This window comes from Inquilinus ginsengisoli, from assembly GCF_031453975.1.
GTDB lineage: Bacteria > Pseudomonadota > Alphaproteobacteria > DSM-16000 > Inquilinaceae > Inquilinus > Inquilinus ginsengisoli_A.
On record NZ_JAVDPW010000010.1, the window covers coordinates 177,289 to 198,697 of the forward strand.

The following is a 21,409-nucleotide window of genomic DNA, read 5'->3' on the forward strand; positions in this document are numbered from 1 at the left end:
ATCAGGCCTTCTTCGGGTTCACGCCCTTGAAGGCCTGGGCCTGGCCGCCGAGTTCGGTGCAGATCGCAGCGCTGCCGACCGCGCGCCACTCGCTGCCGTCGTAGTTGACCTTTGACTGGCCGGCGCAGGAATGGGTCCCGGCCTGGTTGGCGCAGCTGTTCTGGCCGGCGAGCGAGATGCCGTAGCACTTCGCCAGGTCGGCGGCATTGGCGGCCGGCGGCGCCACGATCGCGGCCAGGGCCACCGCTCCGAACAGGGCGGAGGCAATGTTCAAGGCGGCTGTCTTGCTGGTCATCTGTCGTCTCCTGAAGAAGGGGCGCCGTCCTTGGCGCCGGGACAGGCAGACGCTAATCCGCTGATGTTACAGGACAAAATGCCGTGTCGTTATGAGTTCGATAGCCAGTGGCTATGAAACCCCAGGCCGTCCGGCCGCGAACCGAAGGGCCGGGTCAGCCCTGGTCCCCGGGGTCAGCCCTGATCCCCGCCGGTGATCAGCCGGGTGCTCCGCCGGAATGTCAGATAGGCCCAGAACCAGTCGAAGGCGACGGCGATGCGGTTGCGGGTGCCGGCCAGGAAGGCGATGTGCACCGCGCCCCACAGCCACCAGGCCGCCGGCCCGCTCAGGCGCAGCCAGCCGAAATCCGCGACCGCCTCGCGCCGGCCGATGGTGGCGAGGCTGCCGAGATGGCGATAGCGGAACGGGGCCGGCGCGGGCCGGCCATCGAGCCGAGACCGGATCACCCGTGCGACATAGGCGCCGCCCTGCTTCGCCGCGGGGGCGAGGCCTGGCACCGGCTTGCCGTCCCAGGCCTCCGACCAGGCGGTGTCGCCGATGGCGAAGATTTCGGGCAGCCCGGGCACCGACAGGTCCGGTCCGACCTTCAGCCGTCCGGCCCGGTCGGCCTCGGCCTGCAGCCATTTCGCCGCGGGCGAGGCGACCACGCCCGCGGCCCAGAACACGGTGCGGGCCGCGATCCGCTTGCCGCCGACGACGACGCCGGCCTCGTCGATCGCCTCGACCGTGCGGTCCAGCAGCAGCTCGACGCCCAGCGCCTCCAGCGCGCGGGCCGCCGCGGCGGACAGGGTTTCGGGGAAGGTCGGCAGCAGGCGCGGGCCGGACTGGACCAGCAGGACATGGGCGAAGGCCGGCTCGATCGTCCGGAACTCACGCGCCATGCCGTGGCGGGCGAGCTCGGCGATGGATCCGGCGAGTTCGACCCCTGTGGGGCCGCCGCCGACCACGACGAAGGTCATCAGCTCCAGCCGCTGCGCCGCATCGGCGGTGCCCTCGGCGTGCTCGAAGGCCAGCAGCAGGCGGCGGCGGATGCCGGTGGCGTCCTCGATCTGCTTCAGCCCGGGGGCCACCGGTTCCCACTCGTCATGGCCGAAATAGCCGTGGCGCGCACCGGTCGCGAGCACCAGGTGGTCGTAGCCGACGGGCTGCTCCCCGATCAGCACGGTCCGGTTCACCGTGTCCACGCCGGTGACCCGGCCGAGCAGGATGCGGGCGTTGGCCTGGTCGCGGAACAGGCCGCGGATCGGGGTGGCGATGTCGGCCGGCGACAGGCTGGCCGTCGCCACCTGGTACAGCAGCGGCTGGAACAGGTGGTGGTTGTGGCGATCGATCAGGGTGATGCGGCAAGGCGCATGGCGCAACGCCCGGGCCGCCGCCAGGCCGCCGAAGCCGGCACCGACGATGACGACATGCGGCCGGTCGGCAAGGGCGGAGAAGGGCATGTCCCGCATCGCCGGGAATCGCCGCAGCAGGCTGCGGCCGATCACCGTGTCGAGCGACAGGGCGCCGGGCCCGCGCAGTGCGACCAGGCCGAGCAGAGCCATCCAGGCGAGAGCATCGGCAGGGTGCGGCGTGGTCATCCCGATCATGGGCACCAGGACGACCAGCGCCAGGGCCACCGGCCGCGCGGCGAGGCCGAGCCCGACCAGAACGGAACCGACGAACGCCGCCGCCGCGCCGAGGGGCGTGGCGTCCGTCATGGCCAGGCCCGCGACGAAGACGGCCGACGCGATCCACAGGCGAAGGACCAGCAGATAGGGCGGTCCGGCGAAGCGGGTGACGGCGGCGAAGCCACGCGCCACCGGCCGGGCCAGCGGGACGGCCGTCGCCGCGACGCCGCGGCCGATGCGGCGGTCGAGCGAGATCGGCCCGGCCCCCATCACCGCATGCCACCCGAACAGCGCCGCCTGCAGCAGGTTGGTGTCGAGCGGCAGGTAGGCGTATTGCACCACCAGCGCCAGGGCCAGCATCGGGACCGCGGCGAACCGCGTCGCCAGGCCCAGCACCAGCAGCACCGGCCCGGCCAGTTCGACCGTGACGCCGAGCCACGCCGCCAGCACCGGGTTCATCCAGGACACCGGGTATTCGTGCGCGGCGAGGAACAGGGCGGCGTTCCAGTCCGACGCCTTGACGATGCCCGACACCCAGAAGGCCTGGGCCAGCCCCAGGCGGATCGCGAGGTCCAGCACCGGGAAGGCCCCGGCCTCGCCGATCCGGACCAGGTCGCGCCAGGCGGCGAGCGCCCGGGCGACGGGGATGGTTGCCCGGCTGCGCCAAAGCGCACCGGTGCGGGGATCGGCCGGTGCTGGCCGGTCGACGGTCATGATCCACTCCCATGTCGAGGTCTGCCGGCCCGCGCCTGGTGGAGTCTGTCCGCGACAGGGTGCGGCTGCGAAGGCCGTGCCCGCATGGCTACCACCGCCCGGACGGGCCGGAGAAATACCGGCTGCCTTCGGATTCGATACCCGGCGTCTATGGTTGGCGGCAGGCGGATCGAGCCCATCGACGCCGCGAGGTGGGGCCTGGCGCCGGTCTCGATGACAAGGGGGAGTGCTCTGCTGGGTGGGCCGGCACGTCAGCGTGCCGAAGCCGAACCCGGGCGGATCGTGGCAAAGTCTCGCCCACGATCCGCGGATGCCGTGGCCCGGGCGGTGCGCCGGGCCGGCGGCCTGCTATTGGCCGGGCAGCCGGCTCATGGTCTTGATCGGGCCGCGGGGATTGCCGGACATCTCGGCGATCTTGCGGTCCTGGGCCTCGATGAAGGCGCGGGCCGGGGCCTCGCCGTCCAGGCCGTCGGCATCGGCGCGCGGAACCTTGCGGTTCGAGCTCAGCGACCCGTCCTGGTAGATGATGTTGAACAGCACGAAGGGGCTGTCGTTCGTTTGCTTCTTCCGGGCCATGGCCGGTCTCCGATCACGGTTCGTGTCAGGACGGCTCGGTCTCGCCGTCCTCTTGCGGGGCGTCGCCGTCCTGCGGGGCTTCGCCGTCCGGCGTCTTGCGGCGCGCGGCTTCTTCTTCCCGGCGCTGCTGCTTCTCCAGCTTCTTCGCTTCCTTGGCGCGGTTACGCTCGCTGCGCTGCTGATTGTAGTTCGGCTTGAACGGCATCGCCGCCTCCGATCCCCCGTGACGCCGTGGCGCCCCGGTTTTGCCCAAGGAAAAGAAGCGCCCGAGCGATCGGGCGCTTCTTCACGGCTTCAAACTGAAGGCTTAGACGGCCTTCAGGTTCTCGGCAGAGGTCTTGTTGCGCTTCGGGTCGCGCTGCTCTTCGTACGAGACCTTCTGGCCTTCATTCAGGCTGCGCAGACCGGCGCGCTCGACGGCCGAGATGTGGACGAACACGTCCGCGCCGCCGTTCTCCGGCTGAATGAAACCAAAACCCTTGGTGCTGTTGAACCACTTGACGGTGCCGGTCGGCATCGCTGTTCTCCCAGAAAAAATGGCGCCGCACGGGATCGCGCAACGCATCAGACGGTAACCGGGAAAGGCAACGATCCGAGGCCGCAATCGCGTGTGGCAGGCCGGCCGTCCGAACCAGAATGACCCGCCAAAGATGGGCGGGTTGCGCCGGAATGGCAAGGTTGAAAGGTTGCCGACCTGTTCCAGGCCGGTTTCAGCGCGGCAAACCACCTGCCATCCGCGGGGCGATCGCACGTCGATCGACCGCTGGAGACCCATGTTTGGGTTTGCCGTGGCGGCCGGCGTGGCGGATGCTCCAGCGAGGCGAAGCGCAGAGCCGTGACCATGGAACGCAGTCCGCGGATCGAACCCCCCATCCTGTTCCTGCGACGGAACGGCATCACCGCGACCATCGCCTCGGCGCTCGAAGCCGCGGCGTGGCTGGAGGGCCTTTACGACAACCTCCATGCCGCCGGATCCCAGGACCAGCGGGAGGCCGGGGACAACCGGCCGGCGGACCTCGCCGAGATCGAGGCCCTGCTGTTCCGGCTGGTCGAGGAGATGGAGGCCGAGCCCGAGACCCTGAGCGCCGATCTGCGCGAGGCGCTGGTCGGCCTGATCGCCCGCTATCGCGAGACCTACCCGGACTAGGAGGTGCGAGTTTCGGGGGCGTGCCGCCCGAGCGCCTTCGCGATCAGCCGGTACTTGACCCGGGCGTTGGTCATGTCGCGGAAGTAGTTGACCAGGTCGCCCCAGGGGTCGTTGACCCGGGTCAGGCCCGAGATGAAGGCCACCACGGTGCCGACCTCGGTGCGCCCCTGGATCACGAACCAGCCGCCGACGAACAGGATGCCGATGACGCCGAGCTGGTGCAGCAGGTTCATCAGGAAGTTCATGCCGAACTTGCGGCGGAAGATCTGCATGTTCAGCTTGTAGATCTCGCCGACCCGCCGGCGATAGGTGCCCGCCTTCCGCGGCCCGCGCCGGTCGGCGGCCTCGTCGACGATCTCGACGCTGAGCGCGCGCAGCACCTTGATCCGCGATTCCGTGCGCCGGTTGATCGCCTTCTGCAGGAACGGGATGAACAGGAACTGCGGGAAGAACAGCACCACCGCAACCAGGGCCATCCAGGGCTGCAGCACCAGCATGTAGCCGAACACCGCCAGCAGCAGGCCGCCATTGAGGATGGCGTCGGAGATGCTGGCGCCGATGAAGCCGCCGACCGCCTCGACCTCGGACACGATGATCGAGATGTCGACGCCCTCCTGGCGCGCCGTCTCCTCTCCCTCGGTCTTCTTGGTCGTCTCTGGGCTGAGCTGCAGGCGCAGGCGGCGGTTGGCGGCCTCGCTGACCGCGCCGCGATAGACGTTGAGCCCGTACTTCAGCCCGCCCTGGACCAGCACGGCCGCGACATAGAGCAGGCCGAGCACGATGAGGTCGCGCAGCTCGTGCTTGGCCAGGGCGCCGTTGACGATGCGGCGCTGCAGCTCCAGCGGCGCCAGGTCGAGCAGGAACACCGCCACGGCCAGCAGTGACAGGAAGATCTGGTCCCGCCCGCTGACCTGCCAGATGTAACGATAGAGGCTGCGGGGCATGGTCGATGTCTTGCCGGCGGCGGCCCGCGGGGCGGCGACGTCATTCATGATGGTGCGGCGCCGATCCGACGGGAAAGGGGACGACAGCTAGCCGGATTTGCATTGGCGCAGCCTTGGCCGATCATCGCTTGCGGACGCGGTGGCAATAGGCCTTGGTTTCCCCAGGTTCCACGACCATGCATGCAACCCCGCACATTCGTGCAATGATGGGCCGAATGCGATCGGCAGGCGGCGACACGGATGAAGATGTCAAAAGTTAACTTTTGCCACGTGACTGATGACTGTCGAGAATTGGATGGGTGGTTTGCAATCAAAGCTTTGATCTTTCGGCCACAATTCGCTTGTATGTTGGGAGGTTGCGGTCGATCGGCCGGATCGCAACGGATGGTCGGCTGAATGCAGCGGCAACTGGGCCTTGCGCCTTGGCGGAGGCGGCCTTTTCTCCAAAAGGTTACTCGATGACTAGCACTGCCGGTGCAGCGACGCCCTTGAAGCCCGAACGAACCAAGCCGGGGATCCCGGCGGGAGAGGACCTGCTGCAGGCGTTGCCGGCAGCGGTCTACACCACCGATGCGACAGGGCGGATCACCTTCTACAACGATGCGGCGGTCGCGCTCTGGGGCGTCCGCCCCGAGCTGGGCCAAGCCGAATTCTGCGGCTCCTGGAAGCTCTATTGGCCCGACGGCACCCCGATGCGGCATGACGAATGCCCGATGGCGCTGGCGCTGAGGGAAAAGCGCGCGATCCGGGGCATGGAAGCCATCGCCGAGCGCCCGGACGGGTCGCGCGTCTCGTTCATCCCCTATCCGACGCCGCTGTTCGATGCCTCGGGTGAGCTCGTCGGCGGGGTGAACATGCTGATCGACATCACCGGCCGCGATCGGGACGACCAGTCCCGGAAGGCGGCCGAGCAGTCGGCGCGCCGGCTGGCCGCGATCGTCGAATCCTCCGAAGACGCGATCCTGGCCAAGGACCTCGACGGCATCATCACCGATTGGAACCAGGGTGCCGAGCGGCTGTTCGGCTACACCGCTGAGGAAACGATCGGCAGGCCGGTCACCATTCTGATCCCGCTGGAGCGGCTGGATGAGGAGCCGGCGATCCTGGCGCGCATCCGGCGGGGGGAGCGGATCGAGCACTACGAGACGATCCGCCGCCGCAAGGACGGCAGCCTGATCGAGATCTCGTTGACGGTCTCGCCGGTCAAGGACGGCAATGGCCGTGTCGTCGGCGCATCGAAGATCGCCCGCGACATCACCGAGCGGCGGCGCGCCGAGGAACGCCAGGCGATGCTGCTGCGCGAGATGAGCCATCGGGTGAAGAACCTGTTCGCCCTCTCGGGCGCCGTCATCACCCTCAGCACCCGATCCGCCAAATCGCCCGAGGACCTGGCGGAGCAGGTCCGGAACCGGCTGGGCTCCCTGGCCCGCGCCCATGATCTGACGCTGCCGGACCTGAAACACGAGCAGGCGGTGACGCCGACCACGCTGCAGGCCCTGCTGCGGACCGTCGTCTCGCCCTACGAGGAGCAGGGCCGCGACCGCGTCACCACCGTCGGGCCGGAGGTGACCATCACCGGGCATGCGGTGACCAGCCTTGCCCTGCTGCTGCACGAACTCGCGACCAACGCCGCGAAATACGGGGCCCTGTCCACGCCGGCCGGCAGCCTGGCGGTCGAATGGGCGGTCGAGAACGGGACGCTGTCGTTGACCTGGGCGGAGCGGGGAGGGCCGTCGGCCGGGGACGGCGTCGGTGCCGAGGGCTTCGGGACCTGGCTTGTCGACAGCACGATCAAGCGCCAGCTGCAGGGCCAGATCTCCCGTCGCTGGGATACCGATGGCCTGACCATCGAAATGTCGATGCCCCTGGACCGCCTGGCGGGGTAGGCGATGATGCACGCATAGGTTGGTCGACGGAACCCGACCGGCCTGCTCCCGTTGAAGTCAATGCCAGCCGGCCTGCCCCCGGTCCGCTTCGGCGGGACAACCATTCGTGGAGCATCCGATGGCGGCGATCCTCATCGCGGAAGACGAACCCTTTTCCAGGATGGTCGTGGAAGCGGCCGCCCGGGATCTCGGCCTGGAGCCGCTGGCCGTCGCCGATGGCGATGCCGCGATCGCCCAGGCCAGGGCCGCGGAGTCGCTGGAGGTGCTGTTCACCGACATCCACATGCCGCCCGGCCCCGACGGCTGGGCCGTGGCCCGGGAGGTGAGGCGGATCCATCCCGATATCCGCGTCATCTACACCAGCGGCCAGGCCGGGCCAGAGGATTACGAGCGCTTCGCCGTGCCCGAATCCTGCCTGCTGCCGAAGCCCTACACATCCATCGAGCTGGTGGCGGCGATCGCCGGCGAAGGCCTCTCCCACTGACCGGGCGGCACACGGCACGCCACCGCCGCTAAGCTGGGCCGCCGGGCTGGATTGCCGCGGCAAATCTCGAGGGGGGCTTCGTGCCGATCCATCCATCGCCCGGGCCGGGCCCTGCCGCACCGACCTCAGGCCCCCGCACATTGTGGGTGGGCGTCGCCCTGGCGGCCGTCCTGCTGCTGCCGATCGCGGCTCTGGCGGCAGAAGGCCGCGGCGGCGCGCCGTCCACCGCCCTGTTCGTGGCGCAGATCGTCCTGCTGATGCTGGTCGGCCGCCTGTTCGGCGAGGGCATGCAGCGGATCGGGCAGCCGGCGGTGATGGGGGCGATCGTCGGCGGCATCCTGTTGGGCCCCTCGGCCCTCGGCGCGTTGTGGCCCGACGGCCAGCGGATGCTGTTCCCGTCCGATCCGGCGCAGAAGGCGATGATCGGCGGCGTGGCGCAGTTCGGCGTGCTGATGCTGCTGCTGCTCGCCGGGATGGAGGCCGATCTCGGCCTGGTGCGCCGGGTGCGGCGCGCGGCGGCCAGCGTGTCGCTCACCGGCATCGCCATCCCCTTCGCCTGCGGCTTCGCCCTGGGCTGGTTCCTGCCCGAAGGGCTGCAGCCGGACGGCGGGTCGCGACTGATCACGGCGCTGTTCCTGGGCACCGCGCTGTCGATCTCCTCGGTCAAGATCGTCGCCATGGTGGTGCGCGAGATGGGCTTCGTCCGGCGCAATGTCGGGCAGATCATCCTCGCCTCGGCCGTGATCGACGACACCCTGGGCTGGATCATCATCGCCATCACCTTCGGCCTGGCCGGCAGCGGCAGCCTGGACCTGTTCGCCGTCGGCCGCACCGTCGTGCTGACGCTGCTGTTCATCGTCGCCAGCCTGACCATCGGCCGGCGCCTGGTGTTCTGGATCATCCGCTGGGTCAACGACCGCTTCCGCAGCGAGCTGCCGGTGGTCACCGCGGTGCTGGTGATCATGGGCGGCATGGCGCTGATCACCGACGCGATCGGGGTGCACGACGTGCTCGGCGCCTTCATGGCCGGCATCCTGGTCGGCGAATCCCCGATCCTGACGCGCCAGATCGACGAACAGATCCGCGGCCTGACCACGGCGCTGTTCATGCCGGTGTTCTTCGGCCTGTCCGGGCTGGAGGCCGACCTCACCATCCTCGGCGACCCGCGCCTCCTGGCCATCGGCCTCGGCATCGTCGCCATCGCCAGCATCGGCAAGTTCGGCGGCGCCCTGCTGGGCGGCTGGTTCGGCGGCCTGTCCGGGCGCGAGGCCCTGGCGCTGGGCTTCGGCATGAACGCCCGCGGGTCGACCGAGGTCATCGTCGCCTCGATCGGCCTGTCGATCGGCGCGCTGAGCCAGGACCTGTTCAGCATGATCGTGGCCATGGCGGTGATCACCACCCTGATCATGCCCCCGACCCTGCGCTGGTCGCTGCGGCGCCTGCCGGTGGAGGCGGAGGAGAAGCAGCGCCTGGACCGCGAGGCGTTCGAGGCCCAGGCCTTCGCCCCCAATCTGGAGCGGTTGCTGCTGGCCGCCGATGACGGGCCCAAGGGCCGGTTCGCGGCGCGGCTGGCCGGGCTGCTGGCCGGCAGCCACCGCATCGCCGTCACCGCCCTGATGCTGCGGCCGGAGGAGGGCGGGAAGGAATCGGCCAGGGCCGAGCGGCCGGACGCGATCGTGGCGGCCCAGGCCGAGGCCGGCGCCGCCCGGGTGGCGGAAGGCGAGATGGAAGGCGAGGGCGGGGCGGTCGACGTCGTCTCGATCGAGACCGAAGCGCTGAGCGGCGACAGCGTGGCGGCGGAGGCGGGGAAGGGCTACGACCTGCTGATGATCGGCGTCGAACCCACCGCCGCGCGCGGCGGCGGCTTCGACCCGCGGGTCACCGAGCTGGCCACCGGCTTTCACGGCCCCGTCGCCATCGCGGTGGCCCGCGGCGTGCACCAGGACGACCCGCTGGGCGGCCCGCTCGACATCCTGGTGCCGGTCAACGGCACGGAGGTCTCGCGCCGGGCGGCCGAGGTCGCCTTCGCCCTGGCCCGCGCCGGCAACGGCTCGCTGCACGCCCTCTACGTCGCCACCGGGCAGGAGGGCGCGGCCCGGAATCGGCTGCTGGGGCCGGTGCCGGGGGAGGCGGGGCTGAAGCAGCTGGTGCCGATCGCCGAGCACTATGGCGTGACGATGAAATCCTCGATCCGGGTCGATGTGGCACCGGCCGACGCGATCCTCCGTCAGGCCCGGCGCGGCCGGCATACGCTGATCGTGATGGGCGTCCGCCAGCGGGCGGGCGACGGCCTGTCCTTCGGCGAGGTGGCGGACGCGGTGCTGGAGAGCGCCGACCGCTCCATCCTGTTCGTGTCGCAGGAGGGGTAGGAATCGCAAGGCAGGCCGGGAACCTTTTGGGTTCCCGGGCCTTATGTTACCCAGATGGGCCTTCCGCCATCCGCTCGCAACGGAGTCCGGCGATGATCATGATCAAGTCAACGGTCCTTGTAATAGCCGCAGGTACGGCGCTCGTCGCCTCTCCGGTGGCCAGCGTGCATCGGGCTCAAAGCGATACCGCGATTCAGGGTTTTGCCTCGCCCGATGCGGCCGAAATCGATGCCGTCGCCCTGGTCGGCGCGGACGGGCATGCGCTCGGCGGCATTGTGCCCGCCAGCATCGTCGGCACCCGCAGCGCCGCGGCCGGCCTGGGCGCCGCGGCCGGCGCCGCCGCAGCGACGATGCATTACTAGCCAGCCGGCCGGCGACGTCGGGGACAGCTGAGCGGAGCCAGGGGAACCGGCGGCACGGTCGTCCTGTTCCCTGTCCACGCCCTCTCCCAGCGCCAGGCCGGATGTGATGCAGCCAGACAACGGTCGATCCCCGGGCAGCCTGCCGGCCCTGTCGGCCGACAAGATCGCCGCCCTGTCGCCCAGCGGGGTCCTGCTGATCCTGGCCGCCATCGCGGCGCTGTATTTCGGCCGCGACATCCTGATCCCCTTCGCCCTGGCGATCCTGATCAGCTTCGCCATGGCGCCGGTGGTGCAGCAGCTGCGCAGGCTGGGCGTGCCGCGGATGCCCTCGGTCCTGATCATCGTCGCCTGCCTGTCCCTCGCCGTCGCCAGCTTCATCGTGGTGCTGGCCAGCCAGACCATCGATCTCGCTGGCAACCTGCCGCGCTACCAGACCAATCTCGAAGCCAAGATCCAGTCGGTGAAGGAGGTCGCGCCGGGCGGCGGGCTGATCGACCGGCTGTCGGGCATGGTGGTGAAGCTGACCAAGGAGGCCTCGGCCCAGGCCACCGCGGCGCCGATGGGCGCGGGCGACGACCAGAGCCGCCCGGTCCAGGTCCAGGTGCTGCCCAATGCGCTGTCACCCTTCGAGCTGGCCTGGGAGGTCGGGCGACCGCTGATCGAGCCCTTTGCCATCGCCGGCATCGTCCTGGTCTTCTCCGTCTTCATGCTGCTGGAGCGGGAGGACCTGCGCAACCGGCTGATCTGGCTGCTCGGGCCGCAGGATCTGACCCGCGCCACCGCGGCGATGGACGACGCGGCCCAGCGGCTGAGCCGCTTCCTGCTGGCCCAGGCCCTGCTCAATCTCGGCTACGGCACCGCCTTCGGCCTCGGCCTCCTGATCATTGGGGTGCCGAACCCGGTGCTGTGGGGCCTGCTGGCCGCCGTTCTGCGCTTCATCCCGCTGGTCGGCGGCCTGGCCGCGGCGATCCTGCCGACAATCCTGGCCTTCGCCATCGACCCCGGCTGGCTGATGCCGATCGAGACCATCGGGCTGTTCGTGCTGCTCGACATCATCGTCGTCAATGCCGTGGAGCCGCTGCTCTACGGCTCCAGCACCGGCCTGTCACCCTTCGCCGTGCTGTTCGCGACGATCTTCTGGCTCACCTTGTGGGGCATTCCCGGCCTGCTGCTGGCGACGCCGCTGACCGTCTGCCTGGCCGTGCTCGGCCGCCACGTGCCGCAGTTCGGCTTCCTCGACGTCATGCTCGGCAGCACCCCGGCCCTGGCGCCGGAGGCGCATTTCTACCAGCGCATCCTGGCCGGCGATCCGCTGGAGGCGTCGGAGCTGGCGGAGCGCCACATGCTGCAGCAGTCGCGCCAGGCGCTGTTCGAGACCATGCTGCTGCCGGCGATCCACATGGCCCAGGCCGACCGGCGCCGCGGCGCCCTGGACGGGCCGCGGCGGTCGGCGGTGTGGTCCGGCATCCTCGCCGCCGTGGTGGATCTCGAGGACGACGCGCCCGACGGGCCGGCGGCGGTGCTGTGCCTCGGCGCGCGGGACGACCTGGACCAGGCCGCGGCGCATATGGTCGCCCAGCTGCTGACGGATGCCGGCATCGCCTGCCGCTGCGCCGAGGGCGCCGGCGCGCTGCCGGGGGCGCCGGAGGCGGCGGTGGTCGTGGTGACCAATGCCGGGCCGGCAACCGAGCACCAGCTGGGCCGGCAGATCCGCCGGATCCGCCGGCGCATCGGTTCGCAGGCCGTGCTGCTGATCGCCCTGTTCGAGCCCGACGACGTCGAGGCCCGGGTGCTGGAGCCGACGGAACCCAGGACCATCGTCACGCGGGGGTTCGCCGCGGTGACGACGGTGGTGTCGCAGCAACTGCCGCGGCCGGCGGCGCCGGACGAGCCGGCCGCCGCCGTCGAAGGCCTGCCCCCGGACATCGCGGCGGCCTGACCTCCCTGGCCGGAACCAAGGCCGCGACGGTCCCGTTCCCCAGGGGTGAGACCCGCATGGGAGGCAGGAATGACGACGTCGCGAAGCCACACCACCCCCGAACAGCAGCCGAAATCCCCCGAGCACAAGGCGGCCAAGGCCAGCCGCAAGGTCGACGAAGCGTCGGCCGACAGCATGGATGCCAGCGATCCGCCGTCGTTCAATCCCGGCACCGCCGGGACCGGGGAGGACCGCCGGTCGGCAAAGCCGGTGCCGAAGGCCCCCGCGCGCCGCTGACGGCCTGCCGGTCGCCTTAAAAGCCCAAATCTGTTCGCCTGAAGAGGAGAGGCCGTCGTGGACGACCTGGACCAGCGCATCCGCGCGCATGCCCATCGGATCTGGATCGAGGAGGGCCGCCCCGAAGGTCGGGAAGAGGCGCATTGGGAGATGGCGCGAGAGTTGGTGGCGATCGAGGACAACCAGCGAGACGCGACCCGGCCCAACCCGGTGGCGACCGAGGGCGAGACGGCCCTGAACTCCGAGCCGGTCGAGCCGATCGAGGCGGTGGAGTCCCTCGGCGACGTGCCGGGCATCACCGACCAGGGCGAACGCCCGGCCTATCCGAAGCGCAGGCGCAAGCAGGCCGGCTGACGCCGCCATCGCCGCGACCAAGGGCTGGCCGGCCCGTCCCGGCTTGAATCAGTGGTAGCCTGTGGCGGACGAGCAGCCGGAGAGGGGCGCCTTGGACGTTGCAGATGGATTATCCCGGGACGGGCATGACGATCTCGCCATCGCCCGTGCCCTGGAGGAGGACATCATCTTCGGGCGCCTGGCGCCGGGAAGCCGGCTGACCGAGGACAGCTTGCTGGCCCGCTTTGCCGTCACCCGCCACGGCGCCCGCCAGGCGCTGGCGCAGCTGGAGACGATGGGCATCGTCATCCGCGAACGGAACAAGGGCGCGACGGTGCGCTCGCTAAGCCCACAACAGGTGCGTGAGATCTACGATGTCCGCGAGCTGCTGCAGCGGCAGGCGGCGCTGTGGATCCCGTTGCCGGCCCCGGCCGAGCTGATCGAGCGGCTGTCGGCGATCCATCTCGACCATGGCCGCTGCATCGCCCAGCGCAACCTGCGCGGGGTGCACGAGGCCAACGACCGGTTCCACCTGACCATGTTCGCCGCCTGCGGCAACGCCCAGCTGGTGCAGACGATCGAGCACTACATGCGGCTGAGCCTGCCGGTGCGCGCCCATTCCATGGCCGATTCCGAGGCCCTGAAGGTGTCGCACGAGCATCACCGGCTGATGATCGAAATGCTGAAGGGGCGCGACAGCTGGGTGCTGGCCCAGCTGTGCGTCGACCATCTGCAGCCGAGCAAGCGGCACTACCTGTCCCTGATCCAGCCCGGCTGACCCGGCGGCCCGAAGCCGCCGGGATGCGGGCCCTTAGGCCTCGATGCGGATCAGCGACACGCCCTGGCGCGGCAGGGCCAGGCGCAGGGTCAGCCCGTCGCCGGACCGGTCCGCCGCGACCGCCTCGTCGACCCGCTGCAGCCGGCCCGCCGCCTCCAGCCGCTCGTACTCCGCGCCGGTCAGGGTCTGCGGCGCGCCCATCGCCTGCCACACGCCGAAGGCGTTGGAATGGTCGGCATCCATGCGGTAATGCCGGATCGCCGCGCCCGACGGGACACCGACGACGGAGAGAGTGACCTCGGCCGTCGGACCGGCCTCGTCGTCGTCGTGATAGTGCCAGACCAGGACGCTGACGCCGCCCTCATCGCGGGTGGCCACGGCGTTGACATGGGGCGTCTCGCGGACGCCATGCGCCATCACGTGCTCGATGCCGACCGCATGGGTGCTGGTGGTGGCGAGCCAGTCGCCGCCGAGCATGCCCAGCATGCGGAAGGCGTTCATCACCGCCTTGTCGATGCCGTTGGTGGCGAGGTCGCGGAAACCGTCGAAATAGGGCTGGTCCTCGAACAGGAACGCCCAGGTGACGGCGCCCTCGATCGGGATGCCGGCGCGCTGCGACAGCTCATAGGTCCGCAACATGGTCTCGACCACATAGACGCTGTAGAGCGGGCCGTTGCGGTAGCCGTTCTGCGGGTGCACCCGGGCCGAACAGGCGGCGCAGCCCTCGGGGTCGGATTCGCCGATCACGACCGGCAGGCCCTTCAGCGACGGGAACTCGTTGATGATCGACAGGTTGGTGTCAATGTCGCGCAGGTGCTTGTGGGCGCCCATCCGGACATGGTCCCGGTAGATCACCGGGTTGCCCTTGGCGTGGAAGGCGATGAAGTCGATCGGCGAGTCGTTTTCGACGACATGCTTCAGGAAGCCGCGCAGGAAGGTGATGGCCTTCTCGTTGCCGAAGGCGCCGCAGGTGTGCGGCCCGCCGACCCGGGCGTTCGGCAGCGCCCGCTTCACCGCCCGGGCGCTGACGTCGTACATGGCGCAGAATTCGGGGATGGTGCCGGTCCAGTAGTGCCCGTCGGGCTCGTTCCAGACCTCCCAGGGCCAGCCCGAGACCACGTCCTCGCCATAGCGGTCGGCCAGGTGCCGCGCCCAGGCCTCGACCAGGTCGCCCCATTTCTTCAGATCGTTCGGCGGCGACGCCCAGCCGGTGGTGATGCTGGCGTAGCGGTCCTCCGGCACCCAGCTGTGCTGGTAGGGGCCGGGGTCGCTGGACAGGGCCTGCGGGGTAAATCCGATCTGCACCAGCGGGATGGCACCGGCCTCGACATAGGCGTCGAAGATCCGGTCCATGATGGTCCAGTCATAGACGGGCTTGCCGTCCGGGCCTTCGGTGTAGGCGTTGGTCGAGCCCCATTTCAGGGCCGGCGTGCCGTCGCCCGTGGTCAGCAGGTTGTGGGTGCGGACCCGGATCGGCTCGGGGCTCAGCTCCGCCAGCTCGCGCAGCAGCTTCCGCCCGTTGTCGGTGTAGGTGAAGTTCGGCTCGTCATAGCCGAACCAGTTCCACAGCGGCCGGTAGGGCCCGGTCGGGCGGTCGGACCGGACATCTATTCCCACAGCGAATGAACTGACCATCGGTTGTCCTTCTCGATCCGTCCGGGACTGCCGGCCGCAGCGGCGCCGGAAGGGCCGCCGCTGCGGCCGCTTCAATCGGACGAGGCTAGGCGATGGAGGTATTTTGTCAATAATCCGATTTGCGGCGCGCTCCCGCTCGACCCACGGTTTGCAAGGAACTGGCTGATAAATGCGAATTTTTTAAACTTCGTGGGTTGCCGTACTCGAAATATTGTCGATAAATGACGAGCGCGCTTCGGGAGGCGCGCCGGCCGACGCCGTCACGGCGGGATCCGAAAGAGAAGAGCTCGCGATGCACGAGTTTTCGAGGAGGAGCCCCATGAAGGTCTTGCGAAACGTGGCGCTGGTCGTGGCGATGTCCCTGCTGGCGCTGCCGGCGCTGGCGCAGGATTTCATCGCCGGCATTCCACGCAACGAGGCCCTGATCATCCAGGGCACGCCGGCCCAGAACGCCGACTGGTTCAACGTCTGGGCCCCCGGCGGCGGCTCCAACGTCAACGGCCTGCAGCAGCTGACCACCGACACGCTGTGGTTCATCAACCCCGAAGGCGGGGCCGACGCCTGGCAGAACGCGCTGGCGTCGGAGCGGCCGATCTACAACGACGACTTCACCCAGATGACGGTGAAGCTGCGCGAGGGCATCTACTGGAGCGACGGGGTCGAGTTCACCGCCGACGACCTCGTCTACACCGTGCAGACCCAGATCGACCATCCCGGCATGGGCTGGAGCGCCCCGTTCGCGCTCAACGTCGCCAGCATGGACAAGCCGGATCGCGACACCGTCGTGTTCCACCTGAAGGCGCCGAATTCACGCTTCCACACGCTGTTCACCTCGCGCTGGAACGCCGCCTGGATCATGCCCAAGCATGTGTTCGAGAAGGCCGGCGATCCCCTGGCCTTCCCCAACAACCCGCCGGTCTCGCTCAGCGCCTATGTGCTGAACAGCTACGACAAATCGGGCAACTGGGCGATCTGGCGGCTGCGCGACGACTGGCAGCGCACCAGCATCGGCATGGATTGGGGCCAGCCCGCGGTGAAGTACGTGGTCTACCGCGCCGCCGGCAACCCGGACGCGCGCGTGATCGAACAGCGCAACCACAACCTCGACGTGATCAACGACATCACGCCCGAGGGCATGTTCACCATCATGCGCGACGCCGCGACGTCGTCGACCGCCTGGCGCAAGACCTTCCCGTTCGCCCATCCCGACCCGACCCTGCCGTCGGTGCTGTTCAACACCAAGGAGAAGCCGTTCGACAGCAAGGATGTCCGCTGGGCGCTGACGCTGGCGATCGACATCCGCGCCGTCGCGCTCGGCTCCTACCGCGGCGCCGCGACCCTGTCGGCCCTGGCCGTGCCGCCGACCGGATCGGCTCCGGACGACTATTTCCGCCCGTTGCAGCAATGGCTGACCGATTTCGAGCTCGACACCGGCAGCCGCAAGATCAAGCCCTACGACCCCGCCATCTCCGGCCAGATCGCCAACATGGTGCGGCCGACCTGGGGCGACCAGATCCCGACCGACCCGGCGGAGCAGCAAAAGGCCTTCGGCTTCGGCTGGTGGAAGCAGGATCTGCGGGCGGCCACCGAGCTGCTGCAGAAGGCCGGCTTCACCAAGCAGGGCAACCGCTGGATGAAGCCGGACGGCACGCCCTTCCGCTTCCGCCTGCAGGTCGAGGGCGACGCCATCCCGACGCTGGCCCGCGCCGGCACCACCATCGCGCAGCAATGGTCGCAGTTCGGCGTCGACGCCAAGGTCGAGGTGGCGGGGCCGACCAACGGCCAGCGCCTGACCGCCGGCGACTTCGACACCGCGATCTATTGGTCGATCGAGACCTGGGGCGGCCATCCCGACCTCAGCTTCTTCCTCGACAGCTACCACTCCCAGTTCATCAAGCCGCTGGGCGAGATGCAGCCGCCGCGCAACCTGCAGCGCTGGGAATCGCCGGAGCTGGACCGCCTGATCGAGGCCAACCGCTCGGTCGCCTTCGACAGCCCGAAGGTGCTCGAACTCGGCCGCGACTTCCTCAAGCTGGCGGTCGAGCAGATGCCGATGATCCCGCTGATGGCCTACAACAAGTTCGCGCCCTTCGACACGACCTACTGGACCGGCTACCCCAGCGTCGACGACCCCTATTCGGCGTCCGGGCCCAACTGGTCCAACCTGCGCTACATGATCGCGCGGCTGAAGCCGAACCCGGCCGCGCCGAAATCCTGATCCCCGCGCCATCGGGCGGGCGGCCCCGGCGCCGCCCGCCACGCTTTCCCCGGCAACCGAGAACGGGACGCCGATGAGCGACTTCTTCGTCTATCTGGCCAAGCGCTTCGCCCAGTTCGTCTTCGTGGTGTTCACCGGCGTCACGCTGGCCTTCGTCATCGCCCATCTGTCGCCGGTCGACCCGATCGAGCAGACGCTGTCGCTGCTGACCTCGTTCGGGTCGACCGATCCGCGCTCGGTCGCGGTTCTGCGCCAGGCTTTGACCGAGCTGTACGGCGTCAACGGCTCGCTGTTCCACCAGTACCTGGCGTTCTGGGGCCGCGTCGTCACCGGCGATTTCGGCCCGTCGCTGTCGGCCTTCCCGACGCCGGTGATGACGGTGATCCTGCGGGCGATGCCTTGGACCGTCGGCCTGCTGACGCTGTCGACCATCTTCTCCTGGATCGTCGGCAACATCCTGGGCGCGCTGGCCGGCTACTACCGCAACAGCCGGCTGCTGAAGCTGTCCGGCATCGTCATCATGGCGATGCAGCCGATCCCGACCTATATCGTCGGCCTGACCCTGGTGCTGCTGCTCGGCTATGTCTGGCCGGTCTTCCCGATCAGTGACGGGGCGCAGATGAACCTGACGCCGGGGTTCAACGGGGCCTTCATCGGCAGCGTGATCCTGCACGGCACGCTGCCGGCCCTGACCCTGGTGCTGGTCGGCCTCGGCGGCTGGTTCATCTCGATGCGGTCGCTGGTCTCGAACATCGTCACCGACGACCATGTGGTCTACGCCGAACTCGGCGGGGTGCCGTCGCGCGCCATCTTCAGCCGCTATGTCGCGCGCAACGCCATGCTGCCGCAAATCACCGGCCTGGCCCTCAATCTCGGCCATGTCTTCGGCGGCGCCGTGATCGTCGAATTCCTGTTCGCCTATCCCGGCATGGGCCGGCTGCTGATCGCCGGGATCTATGCCGGCGACTACAGCCTGGTCCTCGGCGTCACCACCATCTCGATCGTGGCGGTCGCCCTGGCCGTGTTCCTGATCGACATCCTGTACCCGCTGATCGATCCCCGCGTGAAACTGGGCTGACCCGATGTTCAAGATTCTGCGCGACCTGCTGCGCTACAATCTGGAGTTCCTGGCCGGGGTCGTCCTGACGGGCATCGTCCTGGTGCTGGTGATCCTGTCCTACGTCTCGCCCTATGACGAGATGGCGATGTATGCGGTGCCGCCCGACATGCCGCCGTCCTGGGACTACTGGCTGGGGACCACCTCGCGCGGCCAGGACGTGTTCTGGCAGATCACCGCGTCGCTGCGGAACACGCTGTATTTCGGCGCCATCGTCGCCGCGGTCAGCCGGGTCATCGCCCTGGTGGTCGGGCTGGTCTCCGGCTATGCCGGCGGCCGCGTCGACCAGGCCATGATGGCGGTGAACGACACGCTGGGGGCGCTGCCCAACATCCCGATCCTGCTGCTGATCTACTTCGTCATGCGCGACCAGATGTCGTGGTGGCTGCTGGCCCTGGTGGCCGCGCTGCTGGGCTGGACCTACGATTCCCGGCTGATCCGGTCGGTCGCGCTGAGCCTGAAGACGCGGGAGTTCACCCGGCACGCCGTGTTCTCCGGCATGCGGACGCCACAGATCCTGCTGCGCGAGCATCTGCCCTATGTCATGCCGATCGTGTTCTTCACCACCATGAACAACCTGATCTGGGCCATCGGCCTGGAGGTGACGCTGTCGGTCCTCGGCTTCTCCGACATCAACCGGCCGACCGTGGGCGGCATGATCTACTGGGCCAACTCCCACTCCGCCATGGTCGCCGGTGTGTGGTGGTGGGTGGCCTTCCCGATGCTGTTCGTCGCCATCCTCTTCCTGGGGCTGTTCATGCTGGCGATGTCGGTCAACGAGTACATCGATCCGCGCAGCCGGCTGAACCGCATGGGGGCCTAGTGATGCAGGACGTGCTGACGATCAGCGACCTCCGGGCCTATTACGTCAACGACCTGTTCGGCGTCCGGCGCGAGGTCCGTGCCGTCGACGGCATCAGCCTCAGCGTCCGGCGCAACGAGGTCTACGGCATCGCCGGGGAATCCTCGAGCGGCAAGACCTCGCTGATCAAGACCCTGGCCGGTGCGATCCGGCCGCCGATGCGGGTGATGGGCGGGTCCGTGGTGTTCGATTTCGGCGGCCGCACCATCGACGTCTACCGCCAGCCGGAGGCGATGCGCCCGGCGCGCTGGCGCCACCTGTCCTACATCATGCAGGGGTCGATGAACGTGCTGAATCCGGTGCGACGGGTGAAGCACGCCTTTAAGGACTTCGCCGCCCGCCACATCAGGCTCGACCCGTCGGCCTTCCGCCGGCGGGTGGAGGCGCATCTCGACCGGCTGCACCTGGCGCCTTCGGTGCTGGAGGCCTTTCCGCACCAGCTGTCCGGCGGCATGCGCCAGCGCGTCTGCATCGCCCTGGCCACCGTGTGCGAGCCCGAATTCATCATCGCCGACGAACCGACCACCGCGCTGGACGTGCTGGTGCAGCTCGACGTGCTGCGCCTGCTGAAGGAGGTGCAGACCCGCCTCGGCTCCTCGATCGTCTTCGTCACCCACGACATGTCGGTGCACGCCGCGATCTCCGACCGGCTGGGCATCATGTATGCGGGGCGGCTGGTGGAGGAGGGGGCGACGGCGGCGCTGTTCAGCCGGCCGCAGCATCCCTACACCGCCCATCTGATCGCCAGCCTGCCGCGCATCGGCGACACCCGGCCGCGCCGCAGCCTGCAGGGCCGGCCGCCCAACCTGTCGGCGCCGCCGATGGGGTGCCGCTTCCACCCGCGCTGCCCGCTGGCGATCGAACGCTGCGGCCGCGAGGTGCCGGACCTGCTGCCCAGCGCCACCGGCGGCCGCGTCGCCTGCTTCCGCGCCGGCGAGGTCTCGGCGCCATGACCGGGGCCCTGCTCCAGCTCGACCGGGTGGTGAAGCGCTTCCCGGCCGGCGGCTTCTTCTCGCGGCGGCACATGACCGCGGTGCGGGATGTGACGTTCACTTTGGCCAGCGACCGGCCGGAGATCTTCGCCATCGTCGGCGAATCCGGCAGCGGCAAGTCGACCCTCGCCAAGATGATCCTGGGCAGCGAAAAGCCCAGCGCCGGCACGCTGCGCTTCGACGGCACCGACCTGGCGACGATCAGGACGCGGGCCGGGCGCGAGGCCTTCATGGCCAGGGTCCAGCCGGTGTTCCAGAATCCGTTCGAGGCCTTCAATCCGCTGACCCGGGTCGACGACTACCTCACGACCACGGCGCGGCGGTTCCGCGGGGCGGCGTCGCGGGCGGAGGCGGAGAGGCTGGCCGACGAGGCGCTGCAGCGGGTCGGCCTGTCGCTGGCCGAGGTGAAGCAGCGCTTCTCGCATGAGCTGTCGGGCGGCCAGCTGCAGCGCGCGGCCATCGCCCGCGCCCTGATCCCGGCGCCCCGGCTGATCGTGGCGGACGAGCCGGTGTCTATGGTCGACGCGTCGCTGCGGATGTCGATCGTCAACCTGTTCCGGGCGCTGCGGGACGACCTCAAGGTCTCGATCGTCTACATCACCCACGACCTGGCGACGACCTACTACATCAGCGACCGCGTCATCATCATGCAGAAGGGCGAGGTGGTGGAGAGCGGCGACACCCGCACCGTGTTCGACGCCCCGACCCATCCCTATTCGATCGCGCTGAAAGCCGCGGTGCTGCCGCCCGATCCGACCCAGGCCGCCGCCGCGATCCGCGGCGAACCGCTTCCGGCCGCCACGCCGGATGCGGAGCGGCCATTGGAACCGGTTCTCGTGGGTCCCTGAGGCCAGCGGGCGAGGGGAGGGTCG

21 protein-coding genes are annotated in these 21,409 nt (G+C 69.3%); 14 read left to right on the forward strand and 7 right to left on the reverse strand.

The features are described from left to right. Position 1 precedes the first annotated feature (1 nt). The 5 genes from E9232_RS27120 to E9232_RS27140 form a co-directional block, all read right to left on the reverse strand. The gene (locus tag E9232_RS27120) at positions 2-295 is read right to left on the reverse strand and encodes a BufA1 family periplasmic bufferin-type metallophore (RefSeq protein WP_309799437.1); all 294 of its coding nucleotides are present in this window, start codon (positions 293-295) and stop codon (positions 2-4) included. A 173-nt stretch (positions 296-468) separates the two neighbouring features. Next, positions 469-2,619, reverse strand: a complete 2,151-nt coding sequence (locus E9232_RS27125; protein ID WP_309799439.1) for an FAD-dependent oxidoreductase — start codon at positions 2,617-2,619, stop codon at positions 469-471. Positions 2,620-2,967: 348 nt separating this feature from the next. Further along, positions 2,968-3,195, reverse strand: coding sequence for a hypothetical protein (locus tag E9232_RS27130; protein WP_309799441.1), 228 nt, complete (start codon positions 3,193-3,195; stop codon positions 2,968-2,970). Positions 3,196-3,220: 25 nt separating this feature from the next. Beyond that, complete coding sequence (locus tag E9232_RS27135) at positions 3,221-3,400, reverse strand: hypothetical protein (RefSeq protein ID WP_309799443.1); 180 nt, start codon at positions 3,398-3,400, stop codon at positions 3,221-3,223. Between the two features lie 102 nt (positions 3,401-3,502). After that, on the reverse strand, positions 3,503-3,712 hold the full coding sequence (locus tag E9232_RS27140) for a cold-shock protein (protein WP_309799445.1): 210 nt from the start codon (positions 3,710-3,712) through the stop codon (positions 3,503-3,505). Positions 3,713-4,036: 324 nt separating this feature from the next. Between E9232_RS27140 and E9232_RS27145 the strand changes: the two genes are divergently transcribed. Next, a complete protein-coding gene (locus tag E9232_RS27145; protein WP_309799447.1) occupies positions 4,037-4,342 on the forward strand; it encodes a hypothetical protein in 306 nt (101 codons plus the stop codon). Here the strand turns inward: E9232_RS27145 and E9232_RS27150 are convergent. Beyond that, positions 4,339-5,334, reverse strand: coding sequence for an ABC transporter transmembrane domain-containing protein (locus E9232_RS27150; protein ID WP_309799449.1), 996 nt, complete (start codon positions 5,332-5,334; stop codon positions 4,339-4,341). The genes E9232_RS27145 and E9232_RS27150 overlap by 4 nt on opposite strands. 440 nt (positions 5,335-5,774) lie before the next feature. On the opposite strand from E9232_RS27150, the gene E9232_RS27155 reads away from it, so the two are divergent. The 8 genes from E9232_RS27155 to E9232_RS27190 all read left to right on the forward strand — a co-directional run bounded on the left by E9232_RS27155 (position 5,775) and on the right by E9232_RS27190 (position 13,713). After that, the gene (locus tag E9232_RS27155; protein WP_309799451.1) at positions 5,775-7,172 is read left to right on the forward strand and encodes a PAS domain S-box protein; all 1,398 of its coding nucleotides are present in this window, start codon (positions 5,775-5,777) and stop codon (positions 7,170-7,172) included. Between the two features lie 118 nt (positions 7,173-7,290). Beyond that, positions 7,291-7,656 (forward strand): response regulator, encoded by a 366-nt coding sequence (locus E9232_RS27160; RefSeq protein ID WP_309799453.1) that lies wholly within the window; start codon positions 7,291-7,293, stop codon positions 7,654-7,656. Between the two features lie 146 nt (positions 7,657-7,802). Beyond that, the gene (locus tag E9232_RS27165; protein ID WP_309799455.1) at positions 7,803-10,025 is read left to right on the forward strand and encodes a cation:proton antiporter domain-containing protein; all 2,223 of its coding nucleotides are present in this window, start codon (positions 7,803-7,805) and stop codon (positions 10,023-10,025) included. Positions 10,026-10,117: 92 nt separating this feature from the next. Further along, positions 10,118-10,387, forward strand: coding sequence for a hypothetical protein (locus tag E9232_RS27170; protein WP_309799456.1), 270 nt, complete (start codon positions 10,118-10,120; stop codon positions 10,385-10,387). A 106-nt stretch (positions 10,388-10,493) separates the two neighbouring features. Further along, on the forward strand, positions 10,494-12,326 hold the full coding sequence (locus E9232_RS27175; RefSeq protein WP_309799458.1) for an AI-2E family transporter: 1,833 nt from the start codon (positions 10,494-10,496) through the stop codon (positions 12,324-12,326). A gap of 69 nt (positions 12,327-12,395) precedes the next feature. After that, a complete protein-coding gene (locus tag E9232_RS27180; protein WP_309799459.1) occupies positions 12,396-12,602 on the forward strand; it encodes a hypothetical protein in 207 nt (68 codons plus the stop codon). 57 nt (positions 12,603-12,659) lie between these two features. Beyond that, entirely contained in the window at positions 12,660-12,956 is a 297-nt protein-coding gene (locus E9232_RS27185) for a DUF2934 domain-containing protein (protein WP_309799461.1), read from the forward strand. A gap of 91 nt (positions 12,957-13,047) precedes the next feature. Then, complete coding sequence (locus E9232_RS27190) at positions 13,048-13,713, forward strand: GntR family transcriptional regulator (RefSeq protein ID WP_309799462.1); 666 nt, start codon at positions 13,048-13,050, stop codon at positions 13,711-13,713. A gap of 33 nt (positions 13,714-13,746) precedes the next feature. On the opposite strand, the gene E9232_RS27195 is transcribed toward E9232_RS27190, so the two are convergent. Beyond that, complete coding sequence (locus E9232_RS27195; protein WP_309799465.1) at positions 13,747-15,348, reverse strand: GH39 family glycosyl hydrolase; 1,602 nt, start codon at positions 15,346-15,348, stop codon at positions 13,747-13,749. 319 nt (positions 15,349-15,667) lie between these two features. Between E9232_RS27195 and E9232_RS27200 the strand changes: the two genes are divergently transcribed. The 5 genes from E9232_RS27200 to E9232_RS27220 all read left to right on the forward strand — a co-directional run bounded on the left by E9232_RS27200 (position 15,668) and on the right by E9232_RS27220 (position 21,385). Next, positions 15,668-17,566, forward strand: a complete 1,899-nt coding sequence (locus tag E9232_RS27200; protein WP_309799467.1) for an ABC transporter substrate-binding protein — start codon at positions 15,668-15,670, stop codon at positions 17,564-17,566. 73 nt (positions 17,567-17,639) lie between these two features. Continuing rightward, positions 17,640-18,644, forward strand: coding sequence for an ABC transporter permease (locus tag E9232_RS27205; RefSeq protein WP_309799469.1), 1,005 nt, complete (start codon positions 17,640-17,642; stop codon positions 18,642-18,644). Positions 18,645-18,648: 4 nt separating this feature from the next. Beyond that, a complete protein-coding gene (locus tag E9232_RS27210; RefSeq protein WP_309799470.1) occupies positions 18,649-19,506 on the forward strand; it encodes an ABC transporter permease in 858 nt (285 codons plus the stop codon). A gap of 2 nt (positions 19,507-19,508) precedes the next feature. Beyond that, positions 19,509-20,498, forward strand: coding sequence for an ABC transporter ATP-binding protein (locus E9232_RS27215; protein WP_309799471.1), 990 nt, complete (start codon positions 19,509-19,511; stop codon positions 20,496-20,498). After that, positions 20,495-21,385 (forward strand): ABC transporter ATP-binding protein, encoded by an 891-nt coding sequence (locus E9232_RS27220; protein ID WP_309799473.1) that lies wholly within the window; start codon positions 20,495-20,497, stop codon positions 21,383-21,385. The genes E9232_RS27215 and E9232_RS27220 overlap by 4 nt, the downstream gene beginning before the upstream one ends. The last annotated feature ends 24 nt before the right edge of the window (positions 21,386-21,409 follow it).

What these genes read in the sequence shown, in the direction of transcription:
- E9232_RS27180 (WP_309799459.1), top strand. Translation starts at nt 12,396, where the DNA reads ATGACGACGTCGCGAAGCCACACCACCCCCGAACAGCAGCCGAAATCC.
- E9232_RS27120 (WP_309799437.1), bottom strand. Translation starts at nt 295, where the DNA reads ATGACCAGCAAGACAGCCGCCTTGAACATTGCCTCCGCCCTGTTCGGA.
- E9232_RS27145 (WP_309799447.1), top strand. Translation starts at nt 4,037, where the DNA reads ATGGAACGCAGTCCGCGGATCGAACCCCCCATCCTGTTCCTGCGACGG.
- E9232_RS27210 (WP_309799470.1), top strand. Translation starts at nt 18,649, where the DNA reads ATGTTCAAGATTCTGCGCGACCTGCTGCGCTACAATCTGGAGTTCCTG.
- E9232_RS27140 (WP_309799445.1), bottom strand. Translation starts at nt 3,712, where the DNA reads ATGCCGACCGGCACCGTCAAGTGGTTCAACAGCACCAAGGGTTTTGGT.
- E9232_RS27215 (WP_309799471.1), top strand. Translation starts at nt 19,509, where the DNA reads ATGCAGGACGTGCTGACGATCAGCGACCTCCGGGCCTATTACGTCAAC.
- E9232_RS27220 (WP_309799473.1), top strand. Translation starts at nt 20,495, where the DNA reads ATGACCGGGGCCCTGCTCCAGCTCGACCGGGTGGTGAAGCGCTTCCCG.
- E9232_RS27150 (WP_309799449.1), bottom strand. Translation starts at nt 5,334, where the DNA reads ATGAATGACGTCGCCGCCCCGCGGGCCGCCGCCGGCAAGACATCGACC.
- E9232_RS27135 (WP_309799443.1), bottom strand. Translation starts at nt 3,400, where the DNA reads ATGCCGTTCAAGCCGAACTACAATCAGCAGCGCAGCGAGCGTAACCGC.
- E9232_RS27125 (WP_309799439.1), bottom strand. Translation starts at nt 2,619, where the DNA reads ATGACCGTCGACCGGCCAGCACCGGCCGATCCCCGCACCGGTGCGCTT.
- E9232_RS27200 (WP_309799467.1), top strand. Translation starts at nt 15,668, where the DNA reads ATGAAGGTCTTGCGAAACGTGGCGCTGGTCGTGGCGATGTCCCTGCTG.
- E9232_RS27130 (WP_309799441.1), bottom strand. Translation starts at nt 3,195, where the DNA reads ATGGCCCGGAAGAAGCAAACGAACGACAGCCCCTTCGTGCTGTTCAAC.
- E9232_RS27160 (WP_309799453.1), top strand. Translation starts at nt 7,291, where the DNA reads ATGGCGGCGATCCTCATCGCGGAAGACGAACCCTTTTCCAGGATGGTC.
- E9232_RS27195 (WP_309799465.1), bottom strand. Translation starts at nt 15,348, where the DNA reads ATGGTCAGTTCATTCGCTGTGGGAATAGATGTCCGGTCCGACCGCCCG.
- E9232_RS27170 (WP_309799456.1), top strand. Translation starts at nt 10,118, where the DNA reads ATGATCATGATCAAGTCAACGGTCCTTGTAATAGCCGCAGGTACGGCG.
- E9232_RS27175 (WP_309799458.1), top strand. Translation starts at nt 10,494, where the DNA reads ATGCAGCCAGACAACGGTCGATCCCCGGGCAGCCTGCCGGCCCTGTCG.
- E9232_RS27205 (WP_309799469.1), top strand. Translation starts at nt 17,640, where the DNA reads ATGAGCGACTTCTTCGTCTATCTGGCCAAGCGCTTCGCCCAGTTCGTC.